The organism is Micromonospora sp. CPM1 (assembly GCF_023896895.1).
GTDB lineage: Bacteria > Actinomycetota > Actinomycetes > Mycobacteriales > Micromonosporaceae > Micromonospora > Micromonospora tulbaghiae.
In genome coordinates this window covers 1-26,860 of sequence record NZ_JAMHIU010000012.1, presented here as the reverse complement: position 1 = coordinate 26,860, position 26,860 = coordinate 1, and the positions used below count along the sequence as shown (strand labels likewise).

General features: G+C 72.9%; 27 protein-coding genes, 2 tRNA genes and 1 pseudogene. 19 read left to right on the top strand and 11 right to left on the bottom strand.

Features of this window, described 5'->3' with window-relative positions; translation table 11 throughout:
- Window positions 1-72 precede the first annotated feature (72 nt).
- The 3 genes from M8C11_RS16355 to M8C11_RS16345 all read left to right on the top strand — a co-directional run bounded on the left by M8C11_RS16355 (window position 73) and on the right by M8C11_RS16345 (window position 2,232).
- Window positions 73-402 (top strand): hypothetical protein, encoded by a 330-nt coding sequence (locus tag M8C11_RS16355; RefSeq protein WP_252450184.1) that lies wholly within the window; start codon window positions 73-75, stop codon window positions 400-402.
- 87 nt (window positions 403-489) lie between these two features.
- Complete coding sequence (locus tag M8C11_RS16350) at window positions 490-1,689, top strand: DUF1015 family protein (RefSeq protein ID WP_252450183.1); 1,200 nt, start codon at window positions 490-492, stop codon at window positions 1,687-1,689.
- Window positions 1,690-1,761: 72 nt separating this feature from the next.
- The gene (locus M8C11_RS16345; RefSeq protein WP_120573590.1) at window positions 1,762-2,232 is read left to right on the top strand and encodes a ribose-5-phosphate isomerase; all 471 of its coding nucleotides are present in this window, start codon (window positions 1,762-1,764) and stop codon (window positions 2,230-2,232) included.
- A gap of 16 nt (window positions 2,233-2,248) precedes the next feature.
- Here the strand turns inward: M8C11_RS16345 and M8C11_RS16340 are convergent, their stop codons facing one another.
- Both M8C11_RS16340 and M8C11_RS16335 read right to left on the bottom strand, forming a co-directional pair.
- Window positions 2,249-2,656 (bottom strand): hypothetical protein, encoded by a 408-nt coding sequence (locus M8C11_RS16340; RefSeq protein ID WP_252450182.1) that lies wholly within the window; start codon window positions 2,654-2,656, stop codon window positions 2,249-2,251.
- Window positions 2,657-2,781: 125 nt separating this feature from the next.
- Window positions 2,782-4,002 (bottom strand): GNAT family N-acetyltransferase, encoded by a 1,221-nt coding sequence (locus tag M8C11_RS16335; RefSeq protein ID WP_252450181.1) that lies wholly within the window; start codon window positions 4,000-4,002, stop codon window positions 2,782-2,784.
- Between the two features lie 99 nt (window positions 4,003-4,101).
- On the opposite strand from M8C11_RS16335, the gene M8C11_RS16330 reads away from it, so the two are divergent.
- On the top strand, window positions 4,102-4,644 hold the full coding sequence (locus M8C11_RS16330; protein ID WP_120573593.1) for a hypothetical protein: 543 nt from the start codon (window positions 4,102-4,104) through the stop codon (window positions 4,642-4,644).
- A 54-nt stretch (window positions 4,645-4,698) separates the two neighbouring features.
- Here the strand turns inward: M8C11_RS16330 and M8C11_RS16325 are convergent, their stop codons facing one another.
- Together M8C11_RS16325 and M8C11_RS16320 are read right to left on the bottom strand one after the other, a co-directional pair.
- Window positions 4,699-5,178, bottom strand: a complete 480-nt coding sequence (locus M8C11_RS16325; protein WP_252450180.1) for a hypothetical protein — start codon at window positions 5,176-5,178, stop codon at window positions 4,699-4,701.
- A gap of 199 nt (window positions 5,179-5,377) precedes the next feature.
- Window positions 5,378-5,629, bottom strand: coding sequence for a hypothetical protein (locus M8C11_RS16320; RefSeq protein WP_252450179.1), 252 nt, complete (start codon window positions 5,627-5,629; stop codon window positions 5,378-5,380).
- 155 nt (window positions 5,630-5,784) lie between these two features.
- Between M8C11_RS16320 and M8C11_RS16315 the strand changes: the two genes are divergently transcribed.
- Window positions 5,785-7,665: a propionyl-CoA synthetase gene (locus M8C11_RS16315; RefSeq protein ID WP_252450178.1), complete on the top strand. Its 1,881-nt coding sequence runs from the start codon at window positions 5,785-5,787 to the stop codon at window positions 7,663-7,665.
- Window positions 7,666-7,735: 70 nt separating this feature from the next.
- Here the strand turns inward: M8C11_RS16315 and M8C11_RS16310 are convergent, their stop codons facing one another.
- Together M8C11_RS16310 and M8C11_RS16305 are read right to left on the bottom strand one after the other, a co-directional pair.
- Window positions 7,736-9,856: a M14 family zinc carboxypeptidase gene (locus M8C11_RS16310; protein ID WP_252450177.1), complete on the bottom strand. Its 2,121-nt coding sequence runs from the start codon at window positions 9,854-9,856 to the stop codon at window positions 7,736-7,738.
- 77 nt (window positions 9,857-9,933) lie between these two features.
- On the bottom strand, window positions 9,934-12,891 hold the full coding sequence (locus M8C11_RS16305) for an Hsp70 family protein (RefSeq protein WP_252450176.1): 2,958 nt from the start codon (window positions 12,889-12,891) through the stop codon (window positions 9,934-9,936).
- Window positions 12,892-13,019: 128 nt separating this feature from the next.
- On the opposite strand from M8C11_RS16305, the gene M8C11_RS16300 reads away from it, so the two are divergent.
- On the top strand, window positions 13,020-13,667 hold the full coding sequence (locus M8C11_RS16300; protein ID WP_252450175.1) for an MOSC domain-containing protein: 648 nt from the start codon (window positions 13,020-13,022) through the stop codon (window positions 13,665-13,667).
- A gap of 11 nt (window positions 13,668-13,678) precedes the next feature.
- Here M8C11_RS16300 and M8C11_RS16295 read toward each other — a convergent pair whose 3' ends face one another.
- Window positions 13,679-14,194, bottom strand: a complete 516-nt coding sequence (locus M8C11_RS16295; protein ID WP_252450174.1) for a hypothetical protein — start codon at window positions 14,192-14,194, stop codon at window positions 13,679-13,681.
- 81 nt (window positions 14,195-14,275) lie between these two features.
- On the opposite strand from M8C11_RS16295, the gene M8C11_RS16290 reads away from it, so the two are divergent.
- The 4 genes from M8C11_RS16290 (at window position 14,276) to M8C11_RS16275 (ending at window position 17,005) form a co-directional block, all read left to right on the top strand.
- Window positions 14,276-15,307 (top strand): questin oxidase family protein, encoded by a 1,032-nt coding sequence (locus M8C11_RS16290; RefSeq protein WP_252450173.1) that lies wholly within the window; start codon window positions 14,276-14,278, stop codon window positions 15,305-15,307.
- A gap of 15 nt (window positions 15,308-15,322) precedes the next feature.
- Window positions 15,323-15,748, top strand: a complete 426-nt coding sequence (locus tag M8C11_RS16285) for a nucleoside deaminase (protein ID WP_194803417.1) — start codon at window positions 15,323-15,325, stop codon at window positions 15,746-15,748.
- A 140-nt stretch (window positions 15,749-15,888) separates the two neighbouring features.
- Complete coding sequence (locus M8C11_RS16280) at window positions 15,889-16,128, top strand: YrhB domain-containing protein (RefSeq protein ID WP_252450172.1); 240 nt, start codon at window positions 15,889-15,891, stop codon at window positions 16,126-16,128.
- A gap of 601 nt (window positions 16,129-16,729) precedes the next feature.
- Window positions 16,730-17,005 (top strand): hypothetical protein, encoded by a 276-nt coding sequence (locus M8C11_RS16275; RefSeq protein ID WP_252450171.1) that lies wholly within the window; start codon window positions 16,730-16,732, stop codon window positions 17,003-17,005.
- On the opposite strand, the gene M8C11_RS16270 is transcribed toward M8C11_RS16275, so the two are convergent.
- The gene (locus tag M8C11_RS16270) at window positions 17,006-17,461 is read right to left on the bottom strand and encodes a hypothetical protein (protein ID WP_252450170.1); all 456 of its coding nucleotides are present in this window, start codon (window positions 17,459-17,461) and stop codon (window positions 17,006-17,008) included. It abuts the gene before it with no gap.
- 273 nt (window positions 17,462-17,734) lie between these two features.
- Between M8C11_RS16270 and M8C11_RS16265 the strand changes: the two genes are divergently transcribed.
- On the top strand, window positions 17,735-18,148 hold the full coding sequence (locus M8C11_RS16265; protein WP_252450169.1) for a contact-dependent growth inhibition system immunity protein: 414 nt from the start codon (window positions 17,735-17,737) through the stop codon (window positions 18,146-18,148).
- 57 nt (window positions 18,149-18,205) lie between these two features.
- Window positions 18,206-18,712, top strand: a complete 507-nt coding sequence (locus tag M8C11_RS16260) for an O-acetyl-ADP-ribose deacetylase (protein WP_252450548.1) — start codon at window positions 18,206-18,208, stop codon at window positions 18,710-18,712.
- A 121-nt stretch (window positions 18,713-18,833) separates the two neighbouring features.
- Here M8C11_RS16260 and M8C11_RS16255 read toward each other — a convergent pair.
- Window positions 18,834-18,907: transfer RNA gene (locus tag M8C11_RS16255), tRNA-Gly, on the bottom strand.
- Window positions 18,908-19,137: 230 nt separating this feature from the next.
- Between M8C11_RS16255 and M8C11_RS16250 the strand changes: the two genes are divergently transcribed.
- The 5 genes from M8C11_RS16250 (at window position 19,138) to clpX (ending at window position 23,721) form a co-directional block, all read left to right on the top strand.
- Window positions 19,138-19,211 (top strand) — tRNA-Pro (locus M8C11_RS16250).
- Between the two features lie 149 nt (window positions 19,212-19,360).
- The gene (tig, locus tag M8C11_RS16245) at window positions 19,361-20,707 is read left to right on the top strand and encodes a trigger factor (protein WP_120573609.1); all 1,347 of its coding nucleotides are present in this window, start codon (window positions 19,361-19,363) and stop codon (window positions 20,705-20,707) included.
- 175 nt (window positions 20,708-20,882) lie between these two features.
- On the top strand, window positions 20,883-21,524 hold the full coding sequence (locus M8C11_RS16240) for an ATP-dependent Clp protease proteolytic subunit (RefSeq protein WP_013288035.1): 642 nt from the start codon (window positions 20,883-20,885) through the stop codon (window positions 21,522-21,524).
- Window positions 21,525-21,538: 14 nt separating this feature from the next.
- On the top strand, window positions 21,539-22,201 hold the full coding sequence (locus M8C11_RS16235) for an ATP-dependent Clp protease proteolytic subunit (RefSeq protein WP_013288034.1): 663 nt from the start codon (window positions 21,539-21,541) through the stop codon (window positions 22,199-22,201).
- A 227-nt stretch (window positions 22,202-22,428) separates the two neighbouring features.
- Window positions 22,429-23,721, top strand: a complete 1,293-nt coding sequence (clpX, locus tag M8C11_RS16230) for an ATP-dependent Clp protease ATP-binding subunit ClpX (RefSeq protein ID WP_091423211.1) — start codon at window positions 22,429-22,431, stop codon at window positions 23,719-23,721.
- Window positions 23,722-23,746: 25 nt separating this feature from the next.
- Here the strand turns inward: clpX and M8C11_RS16225 are convergent, their stop codons facing one another.
- The gene (locus M8C11_RS16225; protein WP_252450168.1) at window positions 23,747-24,370 is read right to left on the bottom strand and encodes a helix-turn-helix domain-containing protein; all 624 of its coding nucleotides are present in this window, start codon (window positions 24,368-24,370) and stop codon (window positions 23,747-23,749) included.
- A gap of 41 nt (window positions 24,371-24,411) precedes the next feature.
- On the opposite strand from M8C11_RS16225, the gene M8C11_RS16220 reads away from it, so the two are divergent.
- Both M8C11_RS16220 and M8C11_RS16215 read left to right on the top strand, forming a co-directional pair.
- The gene (locus M8C11_RS16220; protein WP_120574193.1) at window positions 24,412-25,245 is read left to right on the top strand and encodes an EamA family transporter; all 834 of its coding nucleotides are present in this window, start codon (window positions 24,412-24,414) and stop codon (window positions 25,243-25,245) included.
- A gap of 39 nt (window positions 25,246-25,284) precedes the next feature.
- Window positions 25,285-26,033: pseudogene (locus tag M8C11_RS16215) on the top strand (carbon-nitrogen hydrolase family protein).
- Window positions 26,034-26,039: 6 nt separating this feature from the next.
- On the opposite strand, the gene M8C11_RS16210 reads toward M8C11_RS16215, so the two are convergent.
- Complete coding sequence (locus tag M8C11_RS16210) at window positions 26,040-26,261, bottom strand: hypothetical protein (RefSeq protein ID WP_091423357.1); 222 nt, start codon at window positions 26,259-26,261, stop codon at window positions 26,040-26,042.
- Window positions 26,262-26,860 lie beyond the last annotated feature (599 nt).

Sequence of the window (26,860 nt, the reverse complement as noted above, 5' to 3'; positions counted from 1 at the left end):
GCTCGTTTCACCGGGTGTCCCAGCCGACGGCCCGCGGGGGGCCGCAGCACGGCAGCTCCTGGAGGCGTTCCCATGGCCAAGCACCGCCGCATGTCCGACGACGCGCCGCAGCAGGCGACCGAGGACTCCGGTGCGACGTACTGGTCGGTGACCGAGAGCGACTGGCCGGCCGGCCCGGCCGAGGTGGCCGACCTGCTGGCCCCGCCGATCGTGGTCGGCGTGGCCCGGGTGGTGGCCACCTCGCGGATGACACCGCCGGGCGAGACCGTCCGGCCCGGCCGCGCGCCGTCGCGGTCCGGCGCCGCCGTCGGTGCGACGACGGTACGCCTCAACGCCGGCTCCCGCCCCGCCCCGCCGGTGCGCCGCCCCGCCGCGGGCCGGCACCGCAACTCCACCGCCTGAGCCGGCCGGGGCCGGTCGCTATCACCTGGTGGTAAGCGGGTGAGTCCGGCGGCGGCGCCGATCGGGGCCCGGGTAGCGTCAGCGGACATGACGGTCGTGCATCCGATCGCCCGGGCCTGGATCACCACTGGCGGCACCGGCGCGCAGAACTACGACGAGTTCGCCGACGACGCGGAGATCACCTCCATCGTCGAGGCGAATCCGCACAGCGCCCTGGGCATCGAGATGCCCCACCGGGCGCCCGGCAGCCTCGGGAAGTCCTTCCTCGACGCGCTGCCGGACGCCGTGGCGCGCCTGGCCGAGGCGAAGGCGGACGGCAGCTACACGCCGGCCGAGCAGGTGGTGGTGCTCTACCGGATCAGCGCGCCGGGGGAGGAGAGCGCGTACGGGCTGTGGGCCATGGTCGACACCGACCAGATCTCCACCCGCGCCGACGAGCCGGGCCTGGTGATCCGCAACGAGGACGTGTTCATCGCCAAGGTGCGCGAGCGCGTCGCCCTGGCCGAGGCGCTCGGTCACCTGCTCTCGCCCGTACTCCTGCTCCAGACCGGCAAGGGCGACGAGCTGCACGCCGCGCTCGCGGCGGCGACCGACGCGGCCGGCGCGCCCGCCGCGACGGACGTCGACCAGTCCGGCCGCACGCACGCGATCTGGCTGCTCGGTCCGGGCCCGGCGCAGGACGAGCTGACCGCGCTCGCAGGCGGCGGGGATCTGGTGGTCGCGGACGGCAACCACCGCAGCCTGGCCGCGCAGACCGGCGGTTTCCCGCGCTTCCTCGCGGTGGTCACCACGCCCGCGTCGGTCGCCATCCAGCCCTACAACCGGCTGGTCAGCGAGCTGACCACCACGCCGGACGAGCTGCTCGACCGGCTGCGCGCGGCGGGCGCGGAGGTCACCCCGGTGGACGGGCCGGTCGACGTCCCGGCCACCGGCGGCGTCGTGCACCTCCACCTGGGCGGCCGGGGGTACGCGGTGACGCTGCCGCACGTCGGCGCCGGCCGGCTGGAGAACCTCGACCACGCGCTCGTCGAGCGCCTGCTGCTGCGCGACGCGCTGGGCCTCGACCCGGGCGACAAGCGGATCACGTACGTGGGCGGCGACTACCCGGCGAGCTGGCTCGTCGGTGAGGTCGACGCCGGCCGGGCCGAGCTGGCGGTGCTCGTCGCGCCGGTGACTGTCGACGACTTCGTCGCGGTGAACCTGGCCCGGGAGAAGATGCCGCGCAAGAGCACCTGGTTCACCCCGAAGGCGCGGGCCGGCCTGGTCGTGGCCGAGCTGCCGCACTGACCGTGTGACGAATCCGCCTCCGGGTCGCCGCCCGCGCGCCGGCCCGGAGGCGGGCCTGTCAGACTGCGCGGTATGCGCGTCTACCTGGGATCCGACCACGCCGGTTTCGAGTTGAAGGTGCACCTCGCCAACCACCTGGCCAAGCAGGGCTACGAGGTGGTCGACGTGGGACCGCACGTCTTCGACCCGGACGACGACTACCCGGCGTTCTGCCTGCACACCGGTGACCGGGTGGTCGGTGACCCGGGCAGCCTCGGCGTGGTGATCGGCGGCTCCGGCAACGGCGAGCAGATCGCCTCGAACAAGGTCGCGGGCGTCCGGGCGGCGCTCGCCTGGAACGTCGACACCGCCCAGCTCGCCCGTGAGCACAACGACGCCAACATCGTCGCGATCGGCGCCCGGCAGCACACGCTGGACGAGGCCACCGCGCTCGTCGAGGCGTTCCTGACCACGCCGTTCTCCGGCAACCCCCGGCACAGCCGGCGCATCGAGCAGGTGGCCGCCTACGAGCAGAGCCGCCGCCTGCCCGAGCTGCCCGCCTGAGCGGACCCCTCCGGGTTCACCGCCCGTTGCGGGGCAGGTCCTCGCGCGGCACCCAGTTGCGGCGGATGAGCACCACCCGCTGTTCGGCCTCGGCGAGGTCGTCCTCGGTGGGGCGGGCCGCGTCGCGTGCCCGCAGCGCGGCCGTCACGCTCACCTGCGACGAGCCGGAGCCGACCAGCCCGCGCAGCCCGCGCTCGCCCTCCTCGGCGGGCGCGGCGGCGCGGCGTCCCCGGGGCTCCGGCTCGCCCGGCCGGCCACCGCGCGCGGGCCGGGACGCCACGTCGTCGTGTACGGGTGCGGTGCTGGCGGTGGTCCCGCCGGCACCGGTGCTGTCGGCACCGGCACCGGTTCCGGCGGTCTCCGTCGGCGGGGCGGCCTCGCCGTGATGCCGCAGCCGTCGTCGCCGTCGCTCCGCCTCACCCATCCCCCGACCGTACCGCCCCCGACCCACCCGCGCCCTGGGTCGCGCGATCATGAAGTTGGCCGGGACGAACCGGACGGTTCACGCCGCCAACTTCATGATCGACGGGGAAAAGGCGGGTGGGACGGTCAGAAGACCTCCATGGGGGAGGGGGCGCGGTGCCAGGTGAAGGCGGGCGTCAGCGCGGTCAGCGTGTGCGGGATCAGCTCCTGGACGTGGCCGGCGGCGGCCAGCGCGTACGGGTTCGCGCCGCCGAGGTACAGCTCGCCGAGCGCGCGTACGTCACACGCCAGCCCGGCCGGGGCCGTGGTGGGCGTGCACTCCGCCCCGTCGCGCCCGCCGACCAGCCGCCAGCGGCCGGTGTTCTCCTTCAGCAGCTCGTCGGTGACCTCGATCACCACGTCCACGTCGGTGGCGTAGCGCCGGGCCGCCAGCGCGGCCGGCACGTCCACCACCCGCACCCAGAGCGCGTCGGCGAGCTGCGGGGAGAGCTGGCGGGGCTCGTCCACCAGCCGCAGCAGCGGCTCGTCCAGGGCCGCGATCGGGAACGACAGCCGGCGGGTCAGGTCGACCGAGAGCAGCAACCGCCACAGCGCCGTGTACGCCTCCGGCGTCGCCGCCACCACCTCGCCGACCTGCACCTCGGCCTGCGGCCCGGTGGCCGACGAGCTGTCCTTCGTCCGGTAGAGCGCGTACCCGTCGAGGCCGTCGGCGCCCTCGTGCAGCAGCACCCGGCGCTCGGTGGCGCCGCCCCGGTGCGCCTTGAGGTCGGCCAGCACGTACGACCACCAGCGCTCGTCGCGGCGGGACCAGCCGGGACGCTCGGCGCGGACCCGCTCGTACAGCCGGGCCAGCTCGTCCCGGTGCGCGTCCGGACGGTCCAGACGCAGCCTGCCCTCGGCGGGCGCCGGGGCGGGCAGCCGCAGGCCGGTGGTGTCCACGGACAGGACGTAGCGCGGGGCCGCCGACCCGTAGCCGAAGCGGGGGTAGATGCGTCCCTCGCTGGCCCAGAGCACCGCGATCGGCTCCCGGCCGGCGTCGCGGACGTCCCGCAGCTGGCGGCGCATCAGCGTGGTGAGCAGGCCCCGCCGCCGGTGCGTCGGCGCGACAGCGACCATCGTCACGTGCGCGGCGGGCACCTCCGCGCCCGGCACCGCGAGCTCGCGGCTGAACGCGGCGGCGTGCGCCACCGCCGTCCCGCCGTCGCGGACCAGCAGCGACCGGTCCGGCTCGAAGATCGGGCGTTCCAGCGCCTGCACCTCGGGGTCGAGATCGCCGTGGAAGGCCAGCGCCAGCAGCGCCGCGATGTCGTCGAAGTCCTCAGCTCGGGATACCAGCACGTCAGTCACGGCACGTGTGTATCGCACGGTGACGGGGGTCGGCACCCTATTTGCGGGCTGGCTACCCTCGGAACGGAGGCCGGTATCGGTCGAGGGGGAGGACGGAAGATGGCGGACCAGACACAGCCGTGGGCCGAGCGCACCGTGGAGGTGCCGCCCCAGCCGGGGGTGGTGCCCCCGCAGCGGGACGCGTTCCAGCGCGGGGTGGCGGCGGTCGGTCAGCCGCGCCCGTCGCGTACGCCGCGCACCGAGCAGTTCCCCACGGTCGAGCAGCACGGCGACTGGGCGGCGGAGCCGGCGCCGCGCCGGCCGATGAGCTGGCACCTGGCCCAGGCGCGCAAGGGCGGCGAGCTGAGCGCCGCCGGCGCGCTGTTCGCGTTCGTGTGCTGGGGCATCTGGGCGATCTCCGGCCGGGGCAACCTGGTCGCCCCGCTGCTGACGTTCGTGCTCAGCCTGCTCACCGCGGTCGGCCTGTTCGCGCTGGCCCGGCTGCTCGGCCGGCTGATCCTGGAGCGGCAGTTCGGCCGGGTGCGCCGCAGCGCCAGGGGCGCCCACCTGGTGACCGCGTTGTTCCTGGTCGGCGTCGGTGTGGCCTATCTCCAGCAGACCGAGTGGGTGGTCTCCGCCTGGAACTGGGTGACCGGCAACTGAGCCGACCGGTCGTCCGTCCGGTACGCGCCGGACGGACGACCCGGGGCGTCGGCGTCAGAAGGTGGTCGGCGCGCCGGCCGTCTTGCAGGCGGCGTTGATGTCCTTGCTGGCCTTCTCCATGGCGGGGTTGTCGGCGGCGGTGCCCGGGTCGGCGGCCGAGCCGGCCTTGCGGGCCTCCGCGCCGAACTCCTTCAGGGCGGTGGCCGCCTTGCCGTCGCCGGCGGTCCCGGCCAGCTCGGTCACCCGGTCGCCGAGTTCGATCAGGATCGCGCCGGTCTGCTTCGTCAGGTCGCCGCCCCCCTGCACGACGGCCATGAGCTTCGTCCGCATGTCCTTGTTGATCTTCTCTGCGGCGGTGCAGAGGTCCTTGTCGCTCACGGCGGCCGCCGACGGCGAGGGTGCCGCCGTGGAGGGGACCGCGGCGGCCGACGTGGCCGCCGGCCCGGCCGTGGTCGAGGGCTTCTCGTCGCCGCACGCGGCGAGGCCCAGCACGGCACAGGTCAGGAGGATCGGGATGATCCGGTTCGTTTTCACGTCTGGGCACGCTAGTCGATGCCCGTCATTGATCAAACTCGTTTGCCGGGGTGGTCCGCGGGACGCACGGGCGGGCGGCATGCGTGCCGCCCGCCCGTGCCCGGCCGCGGTACGCCGCGACACCGGTCGTCGCTCCACCAGGACCGTGCTGCCTTACCCCGCCGCACGGGCTTCATCCGTCGCCCGTTGGGCTGAGCGCTCAGCCCTGCTCGTCGGCCTTCGGCGACGCGACCCGGGCCGCCGGGTCCTCGACGCCCGGCTCGCCGCCACCGGGGGCCACCATGCCGTCGTAGTTGTAGACCACGCCGTCGTCGCCGTGCTGCTTGGTGGTCCGGATGTAGCGGTGGATCATCCCGTCGATCTCGATCTCCACCAGGGCCTTGCCGTCCGCGTCCTGGCTGCTGCCGTCGCGGGGACCGCCCACCAGGTACGCCTTCGTGTTCGTCTCCATGTGCCCGCCCTACCCCCGTCCGGGCCGGCGGAAACGGCCGGGCCGGCTACCGCCCACCGCCGTGAGCGGCCGTTCAGCGAGCCGGGGCGTGCTTCCGGCGCACCGGCCCCGCCCGGCCGTCGTGCCGGCCCGGCGTCGCGGAGCAGCATGACGGCATGGGCGCGTATCGATCAGCGTACGAGCGGAGCATCGCCGACCCGGCCGGCTTCTGGCGGGACGCGGCGGCCGACATCGACTGGGTCATCCCGCCGGAACGCATCCTCGACGACTCGGCGGCGCCGCTGTACCGCTGGTTCCCCGACGGGGTGCTGAACACCTGCCACAACGCGCTGGACCGGCACGTCGCCGCCGGGCGCGGTGACCAGCCCGCGCTGATCCACGACAGCCCGGTGACCGGCACGGTCCGTACCGTCACCTACGCCGAACTGCTCGCCGAGACCGCCCGGTTCGCCGGTGCGCTGCGCCGTCTCGGCGTCGGCCGGGGCGACCGGGTGCTGCTCTACCTGGCGATGGTCCCGGAGGCGGTGGTCGCCATGCTGGCGTGCGCCCGGATCGGCGCGGTGCACTCCGTGGTGTTCGGCGGGTTCGCCGCGCACGAGCTGGCCGTCCGGATCGACGACGCGCGGCCGAAGGTGGTGGTGGCCACCTCCTGCGGCATCGAGGCCGACCGGGTGGTGCCGTACCACCCGATCCTGACGGCCGCACTCGACGAGGCCGCGCACGCGCCGGAGCGCTGCGTGGTGGTGCAGCGCCCGCAGGAGCCGGCCCCGCTGGTGCCGGGCCGCGACCTGACCTGGGCCGAGGTGATGGCGGACGCGGAACCGGCGCCGTGCGAGCCGGTGGCCGCCACCGACCCGCTCTACGTCCTCTACACCTCCGGCACCACCGGCCGGCCCAAGGGCGTGGTGCGGGACAACGGCGGGCACGCGGTGGCGCTGCGCTGGTCGATGCGCAACGTCTACGGCATCGAGCCGGGCGAGGTCTTCTGGGCCGCCTCCGACGTGGGCTGGGTGGTCGGCCACTCCTACATCGTGTACGCGCCGCTGCTCACCGGCGCGACCACTGTGCTCTACGAGGGCAAGCCGGTCGGCACCCCCGACGCCGGGGCGTTCTGGCGGGTCGCCGCCGAGCACCGGGTGGCCGCGTTGTTCACCGCGCCCACCGCGATCCGGGCGATCCGCCGCCAGGACCCGGACGGCAGCCACATCGACCGGTACGACCTGGGCGCGCTGCGTACCCTCTTCCTCGCCGGTGAGCGGCTGGACCCGGACACCTGGGCCTGGGCGGGGGCGCGGCTCGGCGTACCCGTCGTGGACAACTGGTGGCAGACGGAGACCGGCTGGCCGGTGGCGGCCAACCCGCGCGGCCTGGAGCCGCTGCCGATCAAGCCCGGGTCGCCGTCGGTGCCGGTGCCCGGCTACGACGTGCGCGTGGTCGACGGCGCGGGCCGGGACGTGCCGCCCGGCACGGACGGCTCGATCGTGATCCGGCTGCCGCTGCCGCCCGGCTGCCTGCCCACGCTCTGGGGTGACGACGAGCGGTTCGTCCGCTCCTACCTGTCGACGTTCCCCGGCCACTACCTGACCGGCGACGGCGGCCGGTTCGACGAGGACGGCTACCTGTACGTGATGGGCCGCACCGACGACGTCATCAACGTGGCCGGGCACCGCCTGTCCACCGGCGCGATGGAGGAGGTCCTGGCGACGCACCCGGCGGTGGCCGAGTGCGCGGTGATCGGCGTGGCCGACGCGCTCAAGGGGCAGGTGCCCAGCGGGTACGTGGTGCTCAAGGCCGGCGCCGACGTGGACCCGGACGCGCTCGCCGCGGAGCTGGTCGCGCTGGTCCGGCAGCGGATCGGCCCGGTGGCCGCGTTCCGCCGGGTGACTGTGGTGCCGGCGCTGCCGAAGACCCGCTCCGGGAAGATCCTGCGGCGCACCATGCGGGGCCTGGTGGAGGGGCGCGACGAGCCGGTGCCGGCGACCATCGACGACCCGGGCGCGCTCGCCGTCTTCCGCGACCTCGGTGCCACGAGCTGACGCGACCGGGCCGACACGGCGCCGGACGGACGGTCCCCGGCCGGACTCCACCGGCCGGGGACCGCTGCGGTCAGCGCCGGACCGGGTTGCCGGCGGCGTAGTCGCGCGCGACCCGCACCAGTTCCACCAGGCCGCCGGCGTACTCCTGCGCCTCGGCGTGCGCCTCGTCGAACGGCGGCTGGAAGCCGACGCCCTCCCACTGACCGGTGGCCTCGTTCCACCTGTCGTTGCCCACCTCGAAGTCCCAGGCGAAGATGCCCAGCTCGTAGTAGAGCTGGTCGGCCGAGTTGCCGGCCGCCGAGTAGAGCACGTCGGCGACCGGGCCGGTCTGCGACGGCCAGGTGACGGTGCCGCGCTCGGCCGCGATGGCGCCGACGATGCGCCGCGCGCTGCCCAGGAACAGCGTCGACTCGTCGATCGACGGGCGCGGCAGCGTCACCCGCCCGTCGGCCTTGTACGCCCCGGGCGGCCACATGAAGTAGCCGCCGTACGAGTGCACGTTCATCGCGAACTTGATGTTCGGGTGGGCCTTGGCCAGGTCGATCACGTTGCGGCTCTCCGGCTCGGACAGCTCCGCCGTGCCCGCGTAGTTGCCGGACAGGCAGTTGGCGCTCGCGCCCACGTACCCGTCGAACAGGGATCCGACTGTGTAGTTGCGGTTGACGTCGACGCCCCACATGGTGCGGTTCTTCGGGTCACGGGAGGCGCCGGTGCAGTGGTTGACCAGGTTCTTGCGCTGGAAGTTGTAGTCGTGGAACGAGTAGTTCGCGCCGTCCGGGTTGACGGTCGGGACGACGAACACGTCCACCTGCTCCAGCAGCTTGCGGGTCGCCGCGTCGGTACGCGCGTTCGCCAGCAGCCGCTCGGCGAACTCCAGCGTCACGAGCGGGGTCGCCCACTCGCGGGCGTGCTCCTGCGAGTACGCCAGCACGCCGATCCGGGAGCCGTCGCGGTGCTTGCCGATCCGCAGCGCCTGCACCGTCCACGGCCGGGCCGGCACCTCGGTGCCCTGCAACCCGTCGTCGAGGCGTACCGGCCCGGTCACCGGCATCGGCAGGCCGGCCGAGCCGTCCTCCACGGTGGCCCGGAAGCGGGCGCCCCGCGGGGCGTTGATCAGGGCGGCGACGTCGTCGGTGGTGCTCGTGACCTTGCCCGCGCCGTCGGTGGCCAGCGAGATGGTGAGCACCCGGTCCCGGTAGCGCATGCTCAGCGGCCGGTTCGGCCGGCCCGGGTCGACGGTGCGCACCTGTACGCCGTTCATGCCCTGGTCGCCGAAGCGAACCGACTCGACCACGACGGCGGCGGCCGCCGGGTCGCCCAGGTAGGCGGCGGCGTTGCGGCGGTAGCCCTGGGTCTTGTTCGGCAGGTCGATCACGTCGACCAGGTCGCGGTACTGGCGGCCGAGCCGGGCGATGCGCGCCTTGATGTCCACGGGCGTCAGGTACGCGTCGATGAAGTCCTTCTGGTAGCCGGCCGGCTGCGGCGGCGGGGTCGCGTTCGGCCAGAGCGACGGCGTCACCGGCCGGCTCGTGCCGCCCAGCGTGGAGGTGGCGGTGAGCTGCACCGGGCGGCTCGGCACCGGCTGCGGCAGCGCGTAGTGGTACTGGTACTCGCCCGAGTCCTCGAAGCGGTACAGCGGGAACGAGCCGGTGGCGCCGTCGGCCGTCCGCCAGGTGACAGTGATCTCGACGTCCGGGTCGTCGGTGGCGGTGGTGGCGACCTGGGCCTGGAGGAACGTCCGGCCGCCGGTGGTCCACCAGTACGCCTGGAGGAACTGGAGCGTGTCGACGGCGGCGGCGCCGCTCGTACGCAGTCCGGCGCGGGTGCGGTCCTGCGCGGCGCGGCGGCTCTCGGCCAGGTGCCGGGCCCCGTCGTCGGCGCGCTGCACCACCTGCACGGCGGTGGCCCCCTGCCGGGTGAGGTCGGCGAGCTGCCGTCCGGTGAGGACCAGGTCGGCGATCCACTCGCCGTCGCGGGAGCGGGGACGGTTGGCCAGGTCGGCGCCGCCCGCTACCAGGCGGTCGAGCTGCGCCCGGTCGGCGAGCCGCACGCGGACCAGAGCGGTCTCGGTGGGGGCGAGCGTGATCGCGGGGGAGGGCGGTGCGGCGGCGCCCGGCCCGGGATGGGCCAGCGCCGCGGCGATCAGGATGCTGGTGGTGGCGAGTGCGGTCCACCGTCGTCGGACGAACACGGGGCCTCCTGACGAACGTCGATCTCTCTGCCGTTCACACCAGTCGAGGCATCGATCGCTGTCAAGCTCACTTCCGGTCAGCCGGCGAACCGGTACAGCCGGAACTCCTTGTCCGCGCCGCACACCAGCATGTCCGTGTTCCACGAGCAGGACTCGCTGCGGATCTGCTTCAACTGCCCCATCTCGACCGGCTTGCCGTCCACCGCCGTCCCGGCGAGGACGCGGTCGTCCTCGTACGCGCTCGGCGCCTCGGAGAAGATCAGCAGATTCCCGGCGTCCAGCCGGACCGCGAACCCGTCCCGGTCGCGCAGCACCACCGCGCCGTCCGGCGCGAACAGCGTCACCGCGTCCGGTGAGTCCCGCCCGGCCAGCACGTGCTCACCCACCGGCACCAGCGACTCGGCGCGCGGCGCCGGCCACTGCCGGGTGCCCTCACCCTCGGTCGCCGCCACCACCCGGGTGTCGTCGGCGCCACTGCCGGGAGTCTCCAGCAGGCAGACGCGACGTTCCCCGCAGGTGACGAGATCCTTCACCCGGCCGCCCTGCTCCGGCGCCTCGTACAGGACGCTGGGCGTGCCGAGACCGCCCAGGTCGTACGCGAGCAGCCGCAGGCCACGATCGTTCTCCGCCACGTACAGCCGGTCGTCGCGGGCGGCCATCGGATCGTCGAGGCCGGCCATGTTGCCCCGCTCCTTGAGGATCTTCCCGCTGCGCATGTCCAGGACCCGGACCGAGCGGTCCGCGCCGACCTGCACGAGCCGGTCCGCCTTCCCCGCCCACGGCGCGAGCGGCGCGCCCTCGGCGTCGGCGGGGCCGTCCAGTGCCGCGCCCGTGCGTACCGGGACGACCTTCGTGCGCGCGTCGCCGTACTCGGTGCGCGGGTTGCGCCGCTCCCACCGCTGGCGGCCGTCGTCCAGCCGCAGCCCGACCAGGCGTTCGCCGGTGCGGTCCAGCCGGACGATCGTGTCGGGCCCGAGGTACAGGGTGTCGTCGCGGCCGACATCGGTCTGCCAGCGCTGCTCGCCGGAGTCGCCGTCGAGCACCGCGAGCACGCGCGGGTTGCCGCTGCCGGTGGCGTCGCCGAGGACGAGCAGCCCGTCGGGCAGTGGCCGGATCCCCGCCCACCGCTGCGCGGCCGCGTCGGTCCGCTTCTCCCAGACCGTCTTCCCGGTGGCCGCCTCGACGGCCGTCACGTGCAGGTGGTCGTCGGGCAGCGAACGGACCAGGTAGGCGCGTTCCCCGAGCGTCGCGGTGAACATCTGGTCCGGCCGCGTGTCACCGGCGGCCACGGTCTTCACCAGTTCGGCGGTGTGGAAGTCAAGCGCCGGGTGCCGGTCCCGGAACACCCAGAGCAGCACCGCGGCCGCCACGGCGACGACCACGAGACCCGCGCCGAGCGCGATCCACCGGCCGCGCCGTGGCCGGCCGCCGCCGGGCCGGACACCGCCCGGGGCGGGGGAGAAGGGCGCCCCGGGTACGCCGGGACCGGGCCCCGCCGGCGGCCATCCTCCACCGGGCGGGGGCGGCGGCATCCCGGGTACGCCGGGTCCGGCGTGGTGCGCGACGGGCGCTGCCCCCGGCACGAAACCGGGGGCGCCCGGAGTGCCGTCGTGCCTCGGGTGGGGGACCGGGCTCCCGGCGAGCGGCATGCCGTCGTACCTCGTGGGGGACGTCGGTGGGACGGGCCCGTCGGCGACCAGCGTGCCGTGCGGACCGGGGGGCGCCGCGTCCGCTCCGCCGAACGGCGCGGTCGGGTTCGGCCTCGTCGCACCGGCGGGGACCGTGGCCGCGGTGGCGTCCGCAGCCGATCCGGGCGGGGTGGGCGCGGGTTCGGCCGGCTCGGGCCGGGTCGGCGCGGGTGGTGCCGACGCCGGGTGGGCGGGACGGCCGGACCGCCGGGGCAGCGGCAGGTCGGTGAGCGCGCCCTCGGCGACCGGCATCTCCGGCTGTTCCAGCACCGTCGGCGCGATGCCCAGCTCGGCGTGCAGCAGCCGGGCCACGAGCGGCACCCGCGTCGACCCGCCGACCAGGAACAGGCCGGACAGTTGCTCGGGGCGCAGCCCGGCGGCGGCGGTCACCTCCCGGGTCTCCGTCACCGCCCGGGCCAGCAGCGGCGCGGCCAGGCGTTCGAAGTCCTCCCGGGACAGCGGGACCGCCGCCTCCACCCCCGGTACGGCGACCGGCGCCACCATGGCCCGGGACAGCATCTCCTTGGCGCCGCGCACGTTGTCCCAGAGCTGCTGGCGGTCCCGCCGCTCGGCGGTGGTCGCCGGGTCGGTCAGCCGGGCCCACTCGCGCGGGTGGACCGGGCCGACCAGCTCGCCGAGCCGTCCGAGCAGGGCCGCGTCCAGGTCGAGACCGCCGAGGTCGGGGATCCCGCCAGTGGCGACCAGCTGGAAACCGGAGTCGCCCCACGGGTCGGCGCCCTCGTTGCGCAGCACCGCCACGTCGAGCGTGCCGCCGCCGAAGTCGAACACCGCCACCGAGCCGCCCACCGGCACCGGCCGGCGCAGCACCTGCGTGAAGTAGCGCGCGGCGGCCACCGGCTCGCGCAGCAGGCGGGTGCCCGGCGCGATCGGCCCGGCCAGCGTGTGCTCGGCCGCGGCCGGCCAGCCGGCGAGTTCCAGCGCGTCGTGCAGCACCTGACGGCGAGCCGGCGTCCAGGCCGCCGGGTGGGTGACCACCGCCGGGGGCAGCATCCCGACCGCCGCCACCGCCGCGTCCGCGACCGCGCGCAGCGTCGCGGCCAGCAGCTCCGCCGGCCGGTACGCCCGCCCGCCCAGCTCCACCGTCTCCTCGTCGACCCGGCGCTTCGGGTTCGGCTCGTAGCCGGCCGGGTCGGCCTGGGCCAGGCGCTGCGCGTCCCGCCCGACGTGCAGGTGACCGTCCGCGTCGGCGTGGACGCCGGACGGCAGGATCGGGTGGCCGTCGACGAGCACCGGCCGGGTCCGCCCGTCCGGCCAGCGCAGCACCGCCACGGTGTTCGAGGTGCCGAGGTCCACGCCGAGGGCGAAACCGTCCTGCTGGCCTGCCATCCGCGGCTACCTCCACCACCCGACGAGGATGTCCGGCCCGCATCGTACGCAGGCCGCGCCGCCGCGCCGCCCACCCGGCCCGGGAATGGACTGGCCGGTACGGCGCCCGGCCGCATACCGTCACCGTCATGAAGGTGATCTCCGTCAACGTGGGCCGACCGCAACCGAACCCGTGGAAGGGGATCGGGGCCACCGGCATCGACAAGCGGCCCGTGGACGGTCGCGTCGCCGTCACCGCGCCCGGCCCCAAGGGCACCGGCGACGTCGGGCTCGCCGGTGACCGGGTCTACGACGTCGCCCACCACGGCGGCACCGACCAGGCGGTCTACGCGTACGCGCGGGAGGACCTCGACCACTGGGAGGCCGAGCTGGGCCGCCCGCTCGCCGACGGCAGCTTCGGGGAGAACCTGACCACCACCGGGCTGGACGTCAACGGCGCGCGGATCGGCGAGCGGTGGCGGATCGGGCCGGACCTGGTGCTGGAGGCCTCCTGCCCGCGCATCCCCTGCGGCACGTTCCAGGGGTGGCTGGGCGAACGCGGCTGGATCAAGCGGTTCACCCAGGAGGTACGGCCCGGGGCGTACCTGCGGGTGATCACTCCGGGCAGCGTCGGCGCCGGAGACCCGGTCGAGATCGTGCACCGGCCCGACCACGACGTGACTGTGGCGCTGGTGTTCCGGGCCACGATGCTGGAGCCGGAGCTGCTGCCCCGGCTGCTGGTCGCCGACGCGCTGCCCGCGGAGGACATGGCGCGGCTCCGCCGCCGCCTGTCCTGACCGGCGGACGGTCAGGGGTGTCCGCCTCCGGCCCGCCGCCTGGCCGCCACCACCAGCCCGGCGGCGAGTACCGCCACTGTCGCGCCGCCGACGATCCACCACGGGCCGGGGACGTGCCGTCCCGCGACCTGCGTCCGCTCCGCCGAGGCGGCGGACGGGGTGGCGGCGAGCGCCGGGGCCGAGATCTCGCGGATCCCGGCGCACAGCCCGGTTTCACCGGCGGACGAGTTCACCCGGTACCGGGCGCCGAGGCGGAAGGCGTAGCCGCAACTCTCCTCGCTGCGCGACACCTTCAGGCCGAGCGTGTCCCCGACCTCGGCGCCGCCCTTCTCGACCGAGTCGACGGTGATCCGGACCCCGCTGTCGGTCACCTGCGAGACGGTGCCGACGACGATGCTGTCCGCCCGCTCCTCCCGCTCGGGCGTGAACCCGGCGCACGAGCAGGCCCACGCGGGTTCGGCGGGTGACATGACCACGACCAGGCCGAGCGCGGCCAGGGCGACGACGAGCAGGGCACGAAGTCTCATGGCCGCTTCGACGCCGCCGGACACCAGTCGGTTCCGCGCCCGCTTGACGTCAACCGGACTTCAGGTCGGACGCTTGCGGGCGTGCTGAACTCCGTACTCGACGAGGCGTACGAGCGCGTACGCCACACCGGTCCCGAGCGCGACGGGTGGCTGTCCAACCACGTGCCGATGGCGGCGGAGGCCCTGGTGCGCCACGGCCACGAGCGAGCAGTGCACCGCTGGATCGACGCGTACGCCGACCGGCTAGAGGAACGCCCGCGCGGCATCCGGCGCATCGCCGCCGACGAGTGGCGCGACCCGCTCGGCGACCCGGTGCGTACCGGCGACTGGCTCGACCTCTTCGACCGCGAGCTGGCCGGCGAGCCGTGGCGCGACGTGCTGGCCCGCTGGTGGCCGCGCCTGCTGCCGGGCATCGCCGCCGGCGCCACCCACGGCGTCATCCGCGTCGGCCACGCCGTGCGCGCGCTGCTCGACGCCGAGACCGCACCGCGCGTGGCCGAACTCGGCCAGGGGCTCGCCTACTGGGCCGCCCGCTGGCAACCGCTCGCCCCGCCCGGCGCCGGGCCGTACCCCGGAACCGACGCCCGGTCCGCGCTCGACGCCATGCCGCGCGTACCCGATCAGCGGTTCGGCATCCGGTCCCGCCTGGCGCAGCTGGCCGACCTGGACCGGTGGCCGGCCGCCGCGGCGGCCGTGCCCGGCGACGCCGCCGCCGACGTGCCCACCCGGCTCGCCGCTGTCGTCGACGCCGCTCTGGTCCGGCACGGCACGCACGGGTACGCCAGTCCCGTGATGCTCGTGCACGCCGCCACCGCGCCGAACGCCGTCCTGCGTACCCTGCCGGCCCTGCCGCCGGCGCTGTGGCACCCGAGCCTGGCCGCCGCCTGGGCGGCGACCGCCGCCGTCACCGCGGCCTACGCCCCGGCCGAGGCCCGTTCCCTCCCGCCGGCCGCCGGGCCGGAACTCGACGAGGCCGTGGCGCGGGCGCTGGACACCGGGGACGCGCACGCGATCAAATTCGTCGACACCCTGAGCGATGCGTACGCCCGCAGCGCCGACCCGGCCCTGCTCGCCGTCGCCGCCCGATCCGTCGAGCAGATCGCCGCCGACTGAACACGTGGAGGGCCGATGACACCCGACGACGAAGCGTTCCTGCGCCGCGCCGTGGAACTCGCCGACCGGGCCGGCGCGTCCGGCGAGCGGCCGTTCGCGTCGCTGCTCGTCGGCGCGGACGGCACCGTCCTGATCGAGGACCACAACACGGTGGTCTCCGACCGGGACGTCACCGCCCATCCGGAGCTGAAACTGGCCCGCTGGGCCGCCCGGCAGCTCGCCCCCGAGGCGGCGGTCGCCACCACCATGTACACCAGTTGTCAGCCCTGCCCGATGTGCACTGTGGCGATCAACGCGTCCGGCCTCGGCCGGGTCGTGTACGCGCTGTCCACCGAGCAGTTCGAGCAGGTCAAGCCGGCGACGCCCGCGCCGCGTCCGGTGCGGTACGACGGGCCGGCGCTGTTCGACGAGGCACGCCGGCCGATCGAGGACCACTACTAGGCACCCGGGCGACGGTGGACGCGCCACGGCGGAGCACCGGGTCGAGCGGCGCGGTGGCCTCCGGCGTCGCTACATGGCCGTGTGGTGGCCGCCCCTGCTGCGAGGAAGCGGCTGGGCCGAGATGTGGAGACGGTGAAACCGTGATCGCACCGGAATCGGCGCGGCAGATCGCCGAAGAGTTCCTGGACACCGAGATCCGATACCGCTTCCCCCATCCGGTCGTCATCGTGGACGACGCCGTGAAGGAACTCGACGACGTGTACGTGTTCCCCTACGACGGGAAGGCGTACGTCGAATCCGGCGACTGGCGCGAGGCGATGGCCGGCAACTCTCCGGTCGCGGTGGACAAGCGAACGGGCGAAGCCCGCTTCTCTGCCTGAACGCGGAGATCGCCTGCCCACGCACCGGGGTGCCGGCACCGTCGTCACGCGGGGCACCGCGGGCGGTGTGCGACGCCTACGCTGTGCCGCACGGCGACAGGGGGTGGGCCGGTGGGGCGTCGGCTGGGGTACGTCGCGATGGCGCTGCTCGGCGCGTTGCTGTTCGGTACGGCCGGCCTGGCCCTCGGGTCCTGGTACGGCGGCCGGGGCGCCGAGCCGCTGAGCGCCGAGGCAACTCGGAGCGCGCCCGGCGAACTGCTTCCCGGTGTCGAGCCGAGCGGCGCGACGACAGTGCAGGGCTACCGGTACGGCGTCTGGCTGGCCGCCGACGACGTCGGCGGGAGCCGGATCGAGTTCCAGTACGGCGGCGGTGCCGACTGCGCGCTGTCCGAGCAGATGCGGCGGGCCGCCGAGACGCGCGGATGGCGGGAACTCCGTCGGGTGCCGGGCGCCTCGTGCGACGGCTGGCGGGCCGAGCGAGACGGGATGACAGTCACGCTCACCCATCCGGCGCACGGGTCGAGGCTGAGCATCACGCAGTCCGCCCCCGGAGGGTTCCGCGCCGCCACGATCACCGGCACCCTGCTCGGCGCCGTCGCCGGTGCTGTTCCGGGTGGTGGCGCGGAGTCGTCGGCCCGTACCCCTGCTGGTCGGCACCCTGGTGACCGTCGCCCTGTTCCCGGGGGCCGCCCTCACCTGGATGGATCTGGCCGCGAATCGGCTCGCCGAGCCGGTGTGGCCCGTCTGGCGCGGGCTCGCTCCCGTGCTGGTGCCGCTCTGGCTCGTGCTCCTTCTGATCGGCGTGATCGTCCTCGCGAGGCGACGGGATCCGGCAGTGCCCGTCACCGATCCGGTCGCTACTGGTTATGCGGGCTGATCAGTGGACGCCCGACTCGTCGTACGGCACGCAGTCCCACAGGGTGTTCGCACGCTCGCGGACGACCGCGAACACCGGCCGGGACAGCACTACGTCGCCCGCCCGCTGGACGCGCACGACGATCCCCAGTTCGTCGGAGGCCGGATCGCCTTCCGGGGCGTACCGCGACGCGATGCCGCGCGCCAGCACGTAGCTCAGGAACTGCTCCTCCAGCCGGGACGGCACACGTCCGACCAGCCTGATTCCGTCCAGCGTCACCTGTGGGCCGTGCCGCGCATCGACGACCACGCAGAACAGACCCTCTGTCTTGCCGTAATAGGCCGTGATGGCGGTGGCATGGGCAGGGACGCACGCGTTGCGGAACTCCGCCTTCTTCGGCTGGTCAAAGTCGTGTTGTGCGACGGAGACCGATGCAGCGAACCCGGGTAGCGCCTCGACGGCCTCGTCGTGGCTCATGCCGAACCGCAGAGGTCCCACGCTGACCGACGGCGTGTACGTCCACTGCTCTCGCTCTGCCTCGGTCAGGACATGCCAGGGGCTCGTCATGAGTCAGCCACTCCCATCTCGTTCGTGGCCGCAGGGTTCCTGCTCGGCCTGGCTCTCCGCCAGCGGGTGCCGATGAGCCTTCGGTTGCTCGCCCATTCTCCGGACGGCTGCGTTGCGCCGAAGCCCGGAAGCGGCCCGGGAACTAGAACGCGCGATCCCAGAGTGCGGGCTAGCCTGACCGCCGTGACGTCGATCGAGCAGCTTGAACGGGACGTCTGGCCGGACCCCGGCCCGGAGGCCACGTCTCTCATGAGGCGCTGCGTGAAGCTACGACGCAAACCGCTGGCTGAGTTCACAGTCGAAGACCTGCGCATCATGCTCGGGCAGGAAATCGGCGTTCCTGCTCTGCTGCCTCTCGCGTTGCAGGTCCTGCTTCGCGATCCGTTGGCGGAGGGCGACTACTACCCGGGTGACCTGCTCGCCAACGTGCTGCGGCTCCCCGAGCCGGCGTGGTCGGGCCTGCGAGCCGAACGGGAGCGGCTGCGATCTGTTCTGGCCGAACTCGTCGCCGGTCGCCCGTTCTCCGACCCCGACCTTGACCCTCGCGGGCCGGACCGGCACCTGCGCGACGCCATCGTGGGGTTCCTCGGTCGATGAGAGCGGCGGAGATCATCTGCCGGCGAAGCGCTCTGGTGGCATCATCGATCCGTGCCTGTGATCGAAGTTGTCCTCGGTGACATCACCCGAGAGGACGTCGATGCCGTCGTTACCGCGGCGAACGAGTCCCTGCTGGGTGGCGGCGGTGTGGACGGGGCGATTCATCGTGCAGCCGGACCGCGGCTGGCCCAGGCGGGTGCCGCGCTGGCACCGTGCGATCCGGGCGAGGCGGTCGCCACGCCGGCGTTCGATCTGGACCCACCGGTACGCCATGTCATTCACACCGTCGGCCCGGTGTGGGAAGGCGGCGGCTACGGTGAGGCCGACGTCCTGGCGTCGTGCTACCGCCGCAGCCTTGAGGTTGCCGATGAGCTCGCCGCTCGCCGCGTCGCTTTCCCCGCCATCGCTACTGGTGTCTACGGGTTTCCGGGGGACCAGGCAGCGGAGATCGCAATCTCGACCCTCAGAGCGACACCGACGAACGTCGAGCACGTCCGCCTGGTCGCCTTCGACCAGGCCACGTACGAGCTGCTGGCTTCGGCGCTCCAGGGGCCCGGCCGTTGAGTTCGTGAGGCGGATCCTCGCCGGCGGCCAGAGCAGCTGACGGCCACGGATGGTCCGAGCGGGGGAGCCGCCGACCGGCCCAGGATCGGGGATGCAGCCCCTGACCGGGGCCGGAGGCTGTTGGAGCGGGCGACGGGAATCGAACCCGCACCGTCAGTTTGGAAGACTGAAGCTCTGCCATTGAGCTACGCCCGCGAGCGCCCCACCACAGCAGGGCGCGCCGACAGCGTACCGAATCACCCCCGCCGCCGTGCAGCGCGTACCCCGCGCACGCCGCCGACCGTCAAGATCCACACAACTTCGCCGAGGTGGCGCCTTCCTGCGCCCCGGACCCAGCCACTTCCCCGAAGTGGCGCCCGACGCCACCCCGGCGGCACCCGGTCACCCGCGCGGGGGGCCGGACGGCATACACTCTTCGTCGCCACCGGGGTGTGGCGCAGCTTGGTAGCGCACTCGCTTTGGGAGCGAGGGGCCGTGGGTTCAAATCCCGCCACCCCGACTGTCGTTCGCGACCGGATCGTCCCGGGAACCGCCGGTTTTTTCCGCGCGGTACCCGGGCCCTGCCGATGCCGTCGGCCGGCTCGCCTACACTCGATGCGCGCAATCACGCCCCAGACTGAACACCCAGATCCGTCAAGGAGTACGCCTGTGAAGAGCACCGTCGAGACTCTGAGCCCGACGCGCGTGCGGCTCGCCATCGAGGTGCCGTTCGTCGAGCTCGAGCCGAGCCTCAAGAAGGCGTACCGGGAGATCGGCCAGCAGGTCCAGGTTCCCGGCTTCCGCCGGGGCAAGGTTCCCAGCGCGGTGATCGACCAGCGGGTGGGCCGGGGGACCGTCCTCAACGAGGCGATCCAGGAGGCCATCCCGCAGAACATCCTCGCCGCGGTCCGGGAGCACGACCTGAAGACGCTCGGCCGTCCCGAGGTCGACATCACCGAGTTCAACGACGGCGACTCGCTCAACTTCACCGCCGAGGTGGACGTCCGGCCGGAGATCACCCTGCCGGACCCGGCCACCATCGAGGTGACCGTCGACGAGATCGAGATCGCCGACAGCGAGATCGACGAGCAGATCAACAGCCTGCGCGAGCGGTTCGCCACGCTGAAGACCGTCGAGCGGGCCGCCCAGGAGGGCGACTTCGTGCAGATCGACCTGAACGCCACGGTCGACGGCGAGGAGGTCCCGGGCGGTTCGGCGAGCAACATCTCGCACGAGGTGGGCAGCAAGCAGCTTCTGCCGGGTCTGGACGAGGCGCTGGTCGGCCTGGCCGCCGGCGACAGCACCACCTTCACCACGCAGCTCGTCGGCGGCGACTTCGCCGGCCGTGACGCCGACGTGGCGGTGACCGTCCGCACGGTCAAGGAGAAGGAGCTCCCCGAGCTCAACGACGACTTCGCGCAGATGGCCAGCGAGTTCGACACCATCGACGAGCTGCGCGGCGACCTGCGGGAGCGGGTCACCCGGGGCAAGCAGGTCGAGCAGATCTACGCCGCCCGTGACAAGGCCCTGGAGCAGATGGTGGCCGCCGCCGAGGTGCCGGCGCCCGAGGGCGTCGTCAAGGAGGAGGTCGAGAGCCGCAAGGCCGCGATGGTCGACCAGCTCGAGCGCATCGGCGCCTCCCTGGAGGAATACCTCGCGGCGGAGGAGAAGACCGAGGAGCAGATCGACACCGAGCTGACCGAGGCGGCGACCGACGGCGTCAAGATCCAGCTCCTGCTGGACACCCTGGCCGACGCCGAGGACGTGCAGGTCTCCGACGACGAGTTCGGTCACGAGATCGTGCACCGGGCGCAGCGCGCCGGCATGGCCCCGCAGCAGTACTACGACCAGCTGGTCCGCTCCGGCGCCGCCGCGGCCGTCTTCGGCGACGTCCGCCGGGGCAAGGCGCTCGCCGCGGTGATGGAGAAGATCAAGATCAAGGACTCGGCGGGCAACGAGGTCTCCCTCGACGCGCTGCGGGCCCAGAACGAGGCCGAGCACGACCACCAGCACTGATCATCGGGGGTGTCGGCCGCCGTCCCGCGCTGCGCGCCGGGTGGCGGCCGAAACCCTTTCCGGGGTACGCCGTGCGGGTGACTGCGCTGAGAGCGAACAGTGCCCCGACCGGGAGTACGCCTCCCGGCTGAGCGGTTAGTGTCGGGTAGGACGGTACGGAGAGCGAAGGGCTGCCATGACCGACATGCACATCCCCAAGAAGTCGCTCCGGGTGAACGAGGCCCGCGGTGGCGACTCCATTGGCAACCTCGACGACTCGGTCTACAACCGGTTGCTCAAGGAACGGATCATCTTCCTGGGCAGCGAGGTGAACGACCAGGTGGCCAACCGCATCTGCGCGCAGCTCCTGCTGCTCGCCGCGGAGGACCCGGACCGCGACATCTTCCTCTGGATCAACTCGCCGGGTGGCTCGGTCTACTCCGGCATGGCGATCTACGACACCATGCAGTACATCGACAACGACGTCTCGACCGTGGCGATGGGCATGGCCGCCTCGATGGGCCAGCTGCTGCTCTGCGCGGGCACCAAGGGCAAGCGCTACGCCCTGCCGCACGCGCGGATCATGATGCACCAGCCGTCGGGTGGCCTCGGCGGCACCGCGTCGGACATCGCGATCCAGGCCGAGCAGATGCTCTACACCAAGCGGATGTTCCAGGAGCGGGTCGCGTTCCACACCGGCCAGTCCCAGGCGCAGATCGAGGCGGACTCGGACCGTGACCGCTGGTTCACCGCCCAGGAGGCCATGGACTACGGCTTCATCGACAAGGTGATCATCGGGGCCGCGCAGGTTCCGGATGGCGCCGGGACCCTGAGCTGACCGAGGAGCTGACGATGACCGACCTGAGCCTGCCGCCCCAGTTCGCGGCTGTGCACAACCGCTACGTCCTGCCGTCGTTCGTCGAGCGCACGTCGTACGGGATGAAGGAGTCCAACCCGTACAACAAGCTCTTCGAGGACCGGATCATCTTCCTCGGCGTGCAGGTGGACGACGCGTCGGCCAACGACGTGATGGCCCAGCTGCTGACGCTGGAGGGCACCGACCCGGACCGCGACATCATCATGTACATCAACTCGCCCGGTGGCTCCTTCACCGCCATGACGGCGATCTACGACACCATGCAGTACGTCCGCCCGGACATCCAGACCGTCTGCCTCGGGCAGGCGGCGAGCGCGGCGGCGGTGCTGCTCTCCGCGGGCACCCCGGGCAAGCGGATGGCGCTGCCCAACTCCCGGATCATCATCCACCAGCCGGCCACCGAGGGTGGCTACGGTCAGGGCTCGGACATCGAGATCCAGGCGCGGGAGATCCTGCGGATGCGGACGCAGCTGGAGGACATGCTGTCCCGGCACTGCAACCGCCCGATCGAGCAGGTTCGCAAGGACATCGACCGTGACAAGATCATGACGGCCGAGGAGTCCAAGGAGTACGGGCTGGTCGACACGATCCTGACCAGCCGCAAGAAGGGTCTGCTGGCGTCGCACGCCGCGGGCTGAGCAACGTGTGGTCGGAGGTCGGTCGGGGTATCGTTCCCGGTCGACCTCTGACACACCCGTTTTGGGGGTCGGAGAAAACCCGGCCACCGGGTAACGTCGGGTCTGTACCGCTCCGCCGGTCGGATCAGGTGGAGCCGACAGCATGGTGGGACGACAGGACGGACGGGCGCTCCGGCGCCCGCAGGTCAGGGCCGGCGTTCCGGCCGACGAGTGCAGGGAGAACGTAGGTGGCACGGATCGGTGACGGCGGCGACCTACTCAAGTGCTCCTTCTGCGGCAAGTCGCAGAAGCAGGTCAAGAAGCTCATCGCGGGCCCTGGTGTCTACATCTGCGACGAGTGCATCGATCTCTGTAACGAGATCATCGAAGAGGAGCTGGCCGAGTCCGGCGAGGTGAAGTGGGAAGAGCTTCCCAAGCCGATGGAGATCTGCCAGTTCCTCGACAACTACGTCGTCGGTCAGGAGCAGGCCAAGAAGGCGCTCGCCGTCGCGGTCTACAACCACTACAAGCGGATCCAGGCCGAGGCGGCCGGCGCGCCGGGCTCCGGCACCGACGGCGTCGAGCTGGCCAAGTCCAACATCCTGCTGCTCGGCCCGACCGGCTGCGGCAAGACGCACCTGGCGCAGACGCTCGCCCGGATGCTCAACGTCCCGTTCGCGATCGCCGACGCCACCGCGCTCACCGAGGCGGGCTACGTCGGTGAGGACGTCGAGAACATCCTGCTGAAGCTCATCCAGGCCGCCGACTACGACATCAAGCGCGCCGAGACCGGCATCATCTACATCGACGAGGTCGACAAGATCGCCCGTAAGTCGGAGAACCCGTCGATCACCCGCGACGTCTCCGGCGAGGGTGTGCAGCAGGCGCTGCTGAAGATGCTCGAAGGCACCGTCGCCAACGTGCCGCCGCAGGGCGGGCGTAAGCACCCGCACCAGGAGTTCATCCAGATCGACACCACGAACGTGCTGTTCATCTGCGGTGGCGCGTTCGCCGGGCTCGACCAGATCATCGAGGCACGCACCGGCTCCGGCGGCACCGGCTTCGGCGCCCGGCTCCGGTCGGTGTCCGAGCGGTCGACCGACGACATCTTCAGCCAGGTCATGCCGGAGGACATGCTGAAGTTCGGGCTCATCCCCGAGTTCATCGGCCGGCTTCCGGTGATCACCAATGTGCGCAGCCTCGACCGCAGCGCCCTGGTGCGGATCCTCACCGAGCCGCGCAACGCGCTGGTCCGGCAGTACCAGCGCCTGTTCGAGCTGGACGGCGTCGAGCTGGAGTTCGAGCCGCCCGCGCTGGAGGCCATCGCCGACCAGGCCATGCTCCGCGGCACCGGTGCCCGTGGCCTGCGGGCGATCATGGAAGAGGTGCTCCTCTCCGTGATGTACGAGGTGCCGAGCAACCCCGACGCCGCCCGGGTGCTGATCACCCGCGAGGTCGTCCTGGAGAACGTCAACCCGACGATCGTGCCCCGCGAGTTCACCGGCCGGCGCCGGCGGGACCGCGAGGAGAAGTCGGCCTGACCCGCCGTTCGCGACCGCGCCCGGGTCAGCTCGGGCGCGGTCCGCGTGAACGGGTCCGCCGGTCCCATTCGCCCGACGGGGTGACCACCACCATCATCAGGCGCACCGGCCCGTCGCCGGCCGTGCGGTAGCCGTGTTCCCGGTCGGCGTGGAACTCGACAGTTTCGCCGGCGCGTACCTCGTGGTCGACGCCGTCGACGGTGACAGTGGCGGCACCGTCGAGCACGTGCAGGATCTCCCGGGTGCCGTGGGCGTGGTCGGGGGACTGCAACGCCTCCCCGGGTTCCATCCGCCAGTCCCACAGCTCGACCAGGTCGGGTTCGCCTAGCCCACTGAGCAGACGCGCGAGGCCGCCGTGGGGGCCGCGCCACAGCACCGGCGCCTCGTCCGCCGCGCTGACCCGTACGGTGCTCTCCTCGGCGGGCTCCAGCAGCCGGGCGATGCTGACGCCGAACGCGTCGGCGACCCGGCAGAGCGTGCCGATGCTGGGATTGGTCCGGGCGCCCTCGATCTGCACCAGCATGCCCTTGCTGACCCCGGACCGGCCGGCCAGTTCCTCGAACGACCAGCCACGGGCGGCGCGTAGCTCACGTACCTGACGGGCGACAGCGGAGGTCACCGCGCCGACCCGTCCGCTTGCGTCGGTCATCACACTGTCCTTCACGGTCACTATTGTGGTACGACTGCGGGGTGCTCCCCATTGTCCTCGCCGCCGTGTCCGCGCTCGCCTTCGGCACCGCCGACTTCGCCGGCGGCAAGGCGTCCCGGCGCGCCGACCCGATCGCCGTGACAGTGGTGTCGCAGATCCTCAGCGTTCCGCTGCTGCTCGTCCTCGTCCTCGTGGTGCCCGGCTCGCCGAGCCCGCTCGACCTGGGATGGGGACTGCTCGCCGGCGTGGCGGGCGCGGGTGGCGTCATGCTGCTCTACCGCGCGCTCGCCACCGGCGTGATGGCCGTCGTCGCCCCGGTCACCGCGATCACCGCGGCGATCGTGCCGATCGTCGCCGGCCTGGTCCTCGCCCACTCCCCGGGCGCCGTCGCGCTCGGCGGCGCCGGGCTCGCCGTGGTCGCCATCGGGCTGGTCAGCCTGGGGGAGCGCGGCGCGGCGCGCCGCGTCTCCGGCCGCGTGCTCGGCATGGCGCTGGCCGCCGGACTGCTCTTCGGCATCTTCTTCGCGCTGCTCGGCCAGGCCGACGAGGCCGCCGGCATGTGGCCGGTCCTGGCGGTACGCGTCAGCTCGATCGCGTTCGGCCTCGCGCTCGCCGTCCGCACCGGCGCACGACTGCGCCTGGGACGGCGGGTCCTCGGCTGGGCCGCGGCGGCCGGCCTGCTCGACTCCGCCGCGAACGCGCTCTTCCTCGCCGCCGCGGGCCGGGGACACCTGAGCGTGGTGGCCGCCATCGCCTCGCTCTACCCGGCGAGCACCGTCCTGCTCGCGCTCGCCGTCGACCGGGAACGACTCCGGCCGGCACAGGTCGCGGGGCTCGGCTTCGCCGCGGCAGCGCTCGTCCTGTCCAGCGTCTGAGCCCTGTCGCGCGCCCGCTTCCGCCCGTACCCTCGGGTCATGCGCGTCGCCGTCTGCCAGCTCAACGCCCGCGACGACCGGCCGGCGCGGATCTCGCCCTGCTTCCGGAGTACGTCGACTACCTTGGTCACGCCGACCGGATGCCGCCCGCCGAGCCGGTCGACGGCACGGTGGGGCGGTTCTTCGCGGAGACCGCCCGTCGGTTGGGCATGTGGGTGATCGCCGGCTCGTTCCACGAGTCCGGTCCGGACCCGGCGCACACCTGGAACACCTCGCTGGTCTTCGACCGCGAGGGCGCGCTCGCCGCCGCGTACCGGAAGATCCATCTGTACGACGTGGAGATCCCCGGTCGGGTCTCCTACCTGGAGTCGGCAACCGTCGCGCCCGGCGAGAAGCCCGTGGTGGTCGACGTGGAGGGCCTCCGGGTGGGCCTGTCAATCTGTTACGACCTGCGGTTCCCGGAGTTGTACCGGCAGCTCGCGACCGACGGCGGCGCCGAACTGCTCGTCGTGCCGGCGGCGTTCATGATGCACACCGGGCGGGACCACTGGGAGGTTCTGCTGCGGGCCCGGGCGATCGAGAACCAGTGCTTCGTGGCGGCGGCGGGCCAGACCGGTGACCACGACCCGGGCCGGACCTGCTTCGGACGCAGCATGGTGGTCGACCCGTGGGGGACGGTGCTGAGTCAGGTCGGCGACGGTCCGGGGTTGGCCGTCACCGAGATCGACCTGGAGCGGCTGCGGACGATCCGCAGCGAGCTGCCCAGCCTCGCCAACCGCCGGCTCTGACCGCGGTCAGCTTCCGAACAGCAGACCCAGTGCGGCGATCCCGGCGATCGCCGCCGCGGTGATCAGCAGGGCGGTGGTCATCCGGGAGGGGCCGCGCCGGGCCAGGCGTCTGACCGACAGCAGCAGTACGGCGAGCACGACGGCCCCGATCACCAACTGCCAGAACGGCAGCAGGAGGCCGAGCAGAGCGTCCTCGGCGACGGCCGGGACCGGGGACGGATCATCCATGCCGACCACTCTGGCACGGCGCCGCTCCCGGCGTCCCCCTTCGGCAGTGGCCCTTCTGCGGACGGTCGCGCTCGCCCAATGACGATCATTGATTTGCCTTCCGAGGCGGGTCCGCGTAACTTTCTCTCTGCACGCGGGAGGCCGGGCAAACCGGCCGAGAGCGGGCGCCAGGCTGGTGGCGGTGACGCCGAGCCAGACTGAGATTCGGGCGGTGCTCGACACTCCGGGACACGGAGTTGCGAATGCGAAGCCGACCGGGTAGAGTGCGAAAGCCGGCAGGGAGCCGGGCGGGTGGTTGCGAGAGCGACACCGGCCGGTCCGCCGAAACCCACGAGAGCAACGACCACCGGAAACGGTGAGCGTCAGCGTGGTTCCGGTCGAACCAAGTTGATCACCTCGAACATGAGGTTGACGACGGAAGTAAGACCGAGTAGGTTGGAGAGGTTGCCCCAAACGGGGGTTCCGCTAGCGCGGGGCTTCTGGTTGGTGTGTGGTTGTTCTTTGAGAACTCAACAGGGTGCTTGTAAAGCCAGTGCCAATTGTTTTATACCCCGGACTGGTGGCTGTTCTTTTTGAGGATGGTTGCTGGTTGGGATTCC

What these genes read in the sequence shown, in the direction of transcription:
- M8C11_RS16355 (WP_252450184.1), top strand. Translation starts at nt 73, where the DNA reads ATGGCCAAGCACCGCCGCATGTCCGACGACGCGCCGCAGCAGGCGACC.
- M8C11_RS16350 (WP_252450183.1), top strand. Translation starts at nt 490, where the DNA reads ATGACGGTCGTGCATCCGATCGCCCGGGCCTGGATCACCACTGGCGGC.
- M8C11_RS16345 (WP_120573590.1), top strand. Translation starts at nt 1,762, where the DNA reads ATGCGCGTCTACCTGGGATCCGACCACGCCGGTTTCGAGTTGAAGGTG.
- M8C11_RS16340 (WP_252450182.1), bottom strand. Translation starts at nt 2,656, where the DNA reads ATGGGTGAGGCGGAGCGACGGCGACGACGGCTGCGGCATCACGGCGAG.
- M8C11_RS16330 (WP_120573593.1), top strand. Translation starts at nt 4,102, where the DNA reads ATGGCGGACCAGACACAGCCGTGGGCCGAGCGCACCGTGGAGGTGCCG.
- M8C11_RS16320 (WP_252450179.1), bottom strand. Translation starts at nt 5,629, where the DNA reads ATGGAGACGAACACGAAGGCGTACCTGGTGGGCGGTCCCCGCGACGGC.
- M8C11_RS16315 (WP_252450178.1), top strand. Translation starts at nt 5,785, where the DNA reads ATGGGCGCGTATCGATCAGCGTACGAGCGGAGCATCGCCGACCCGGCC.
- M8C11_RS16305 (WP_252450176.1), bottom strand. Translation starts at nt 12,891, where the DNA reads ATGGCAGGCCAGCAGGACGGTTTCGCCCTCGGCGTGGACCTCGGCACC.
- M8C11_RS16300 (WP_252450175.1), top strand. Translation starts at nt 13,020, where the DNA reads ATGAAGGTGATCTCCGTCAACGTGGGCCGACCGCAACCGAACCCGTGG.
- M8C11_RS16295 (WP_252450174.1), bottom strand. Translation starts at nt 14,194, where the DNA reads ATGAGACTTCGTGCCCTGCTCGTCGTCGCCCTGGCCGCGCTCGGCCTG.
- M8C11_RS16285 (WP_194803417.1), top strand. Translation starts at nt 15,323, where the DNA reads ATGACACCCGACGACGAAGCGTTCCTGCGCCGCGCCGTGGAACTCGCC.
- M8C11_RS16270 (WP_252450170.1), bottom strand. Translation starts at nt 17,461, where the DNA reads ATGAGCCACGACGAGGCCGTCGAGGCGCTACCCGGGTTCGCTGCATCG.
- M8C11_RS16240 (WP_013288035.1), top strand. Translation starts at nt 20,883, where the DNA reads ATGACCGACATGCACATCCCCAAGAAGTCGCTCCGGGTGAACGAGGCC.
- M8C11_RS16235 (WP_013288034.1), top strand. Translation starts at nt 21,539, where the DNA reads ATGACCGACCTGAGCCTGCCGCCCCAGTTCGCGGCTGTGCACAACCGC.
- M8C11_RS16225 (WP_252450168.1), bottom strand. Translation starts at nt 24,370, where the DNA reads ATGACCGACGCAAGCGGACGGGTCGGCGCGGTGACCTCCGCTGTCGCC.
- M8C11_RS16210 (WP_091423357.1), bottom strand. Translation starts at nt 26,261, where the DNA reads ATGGATGATCCGTCCCCGGTCCCGGCCGTCGCCGAGGACGCTCTGCTC.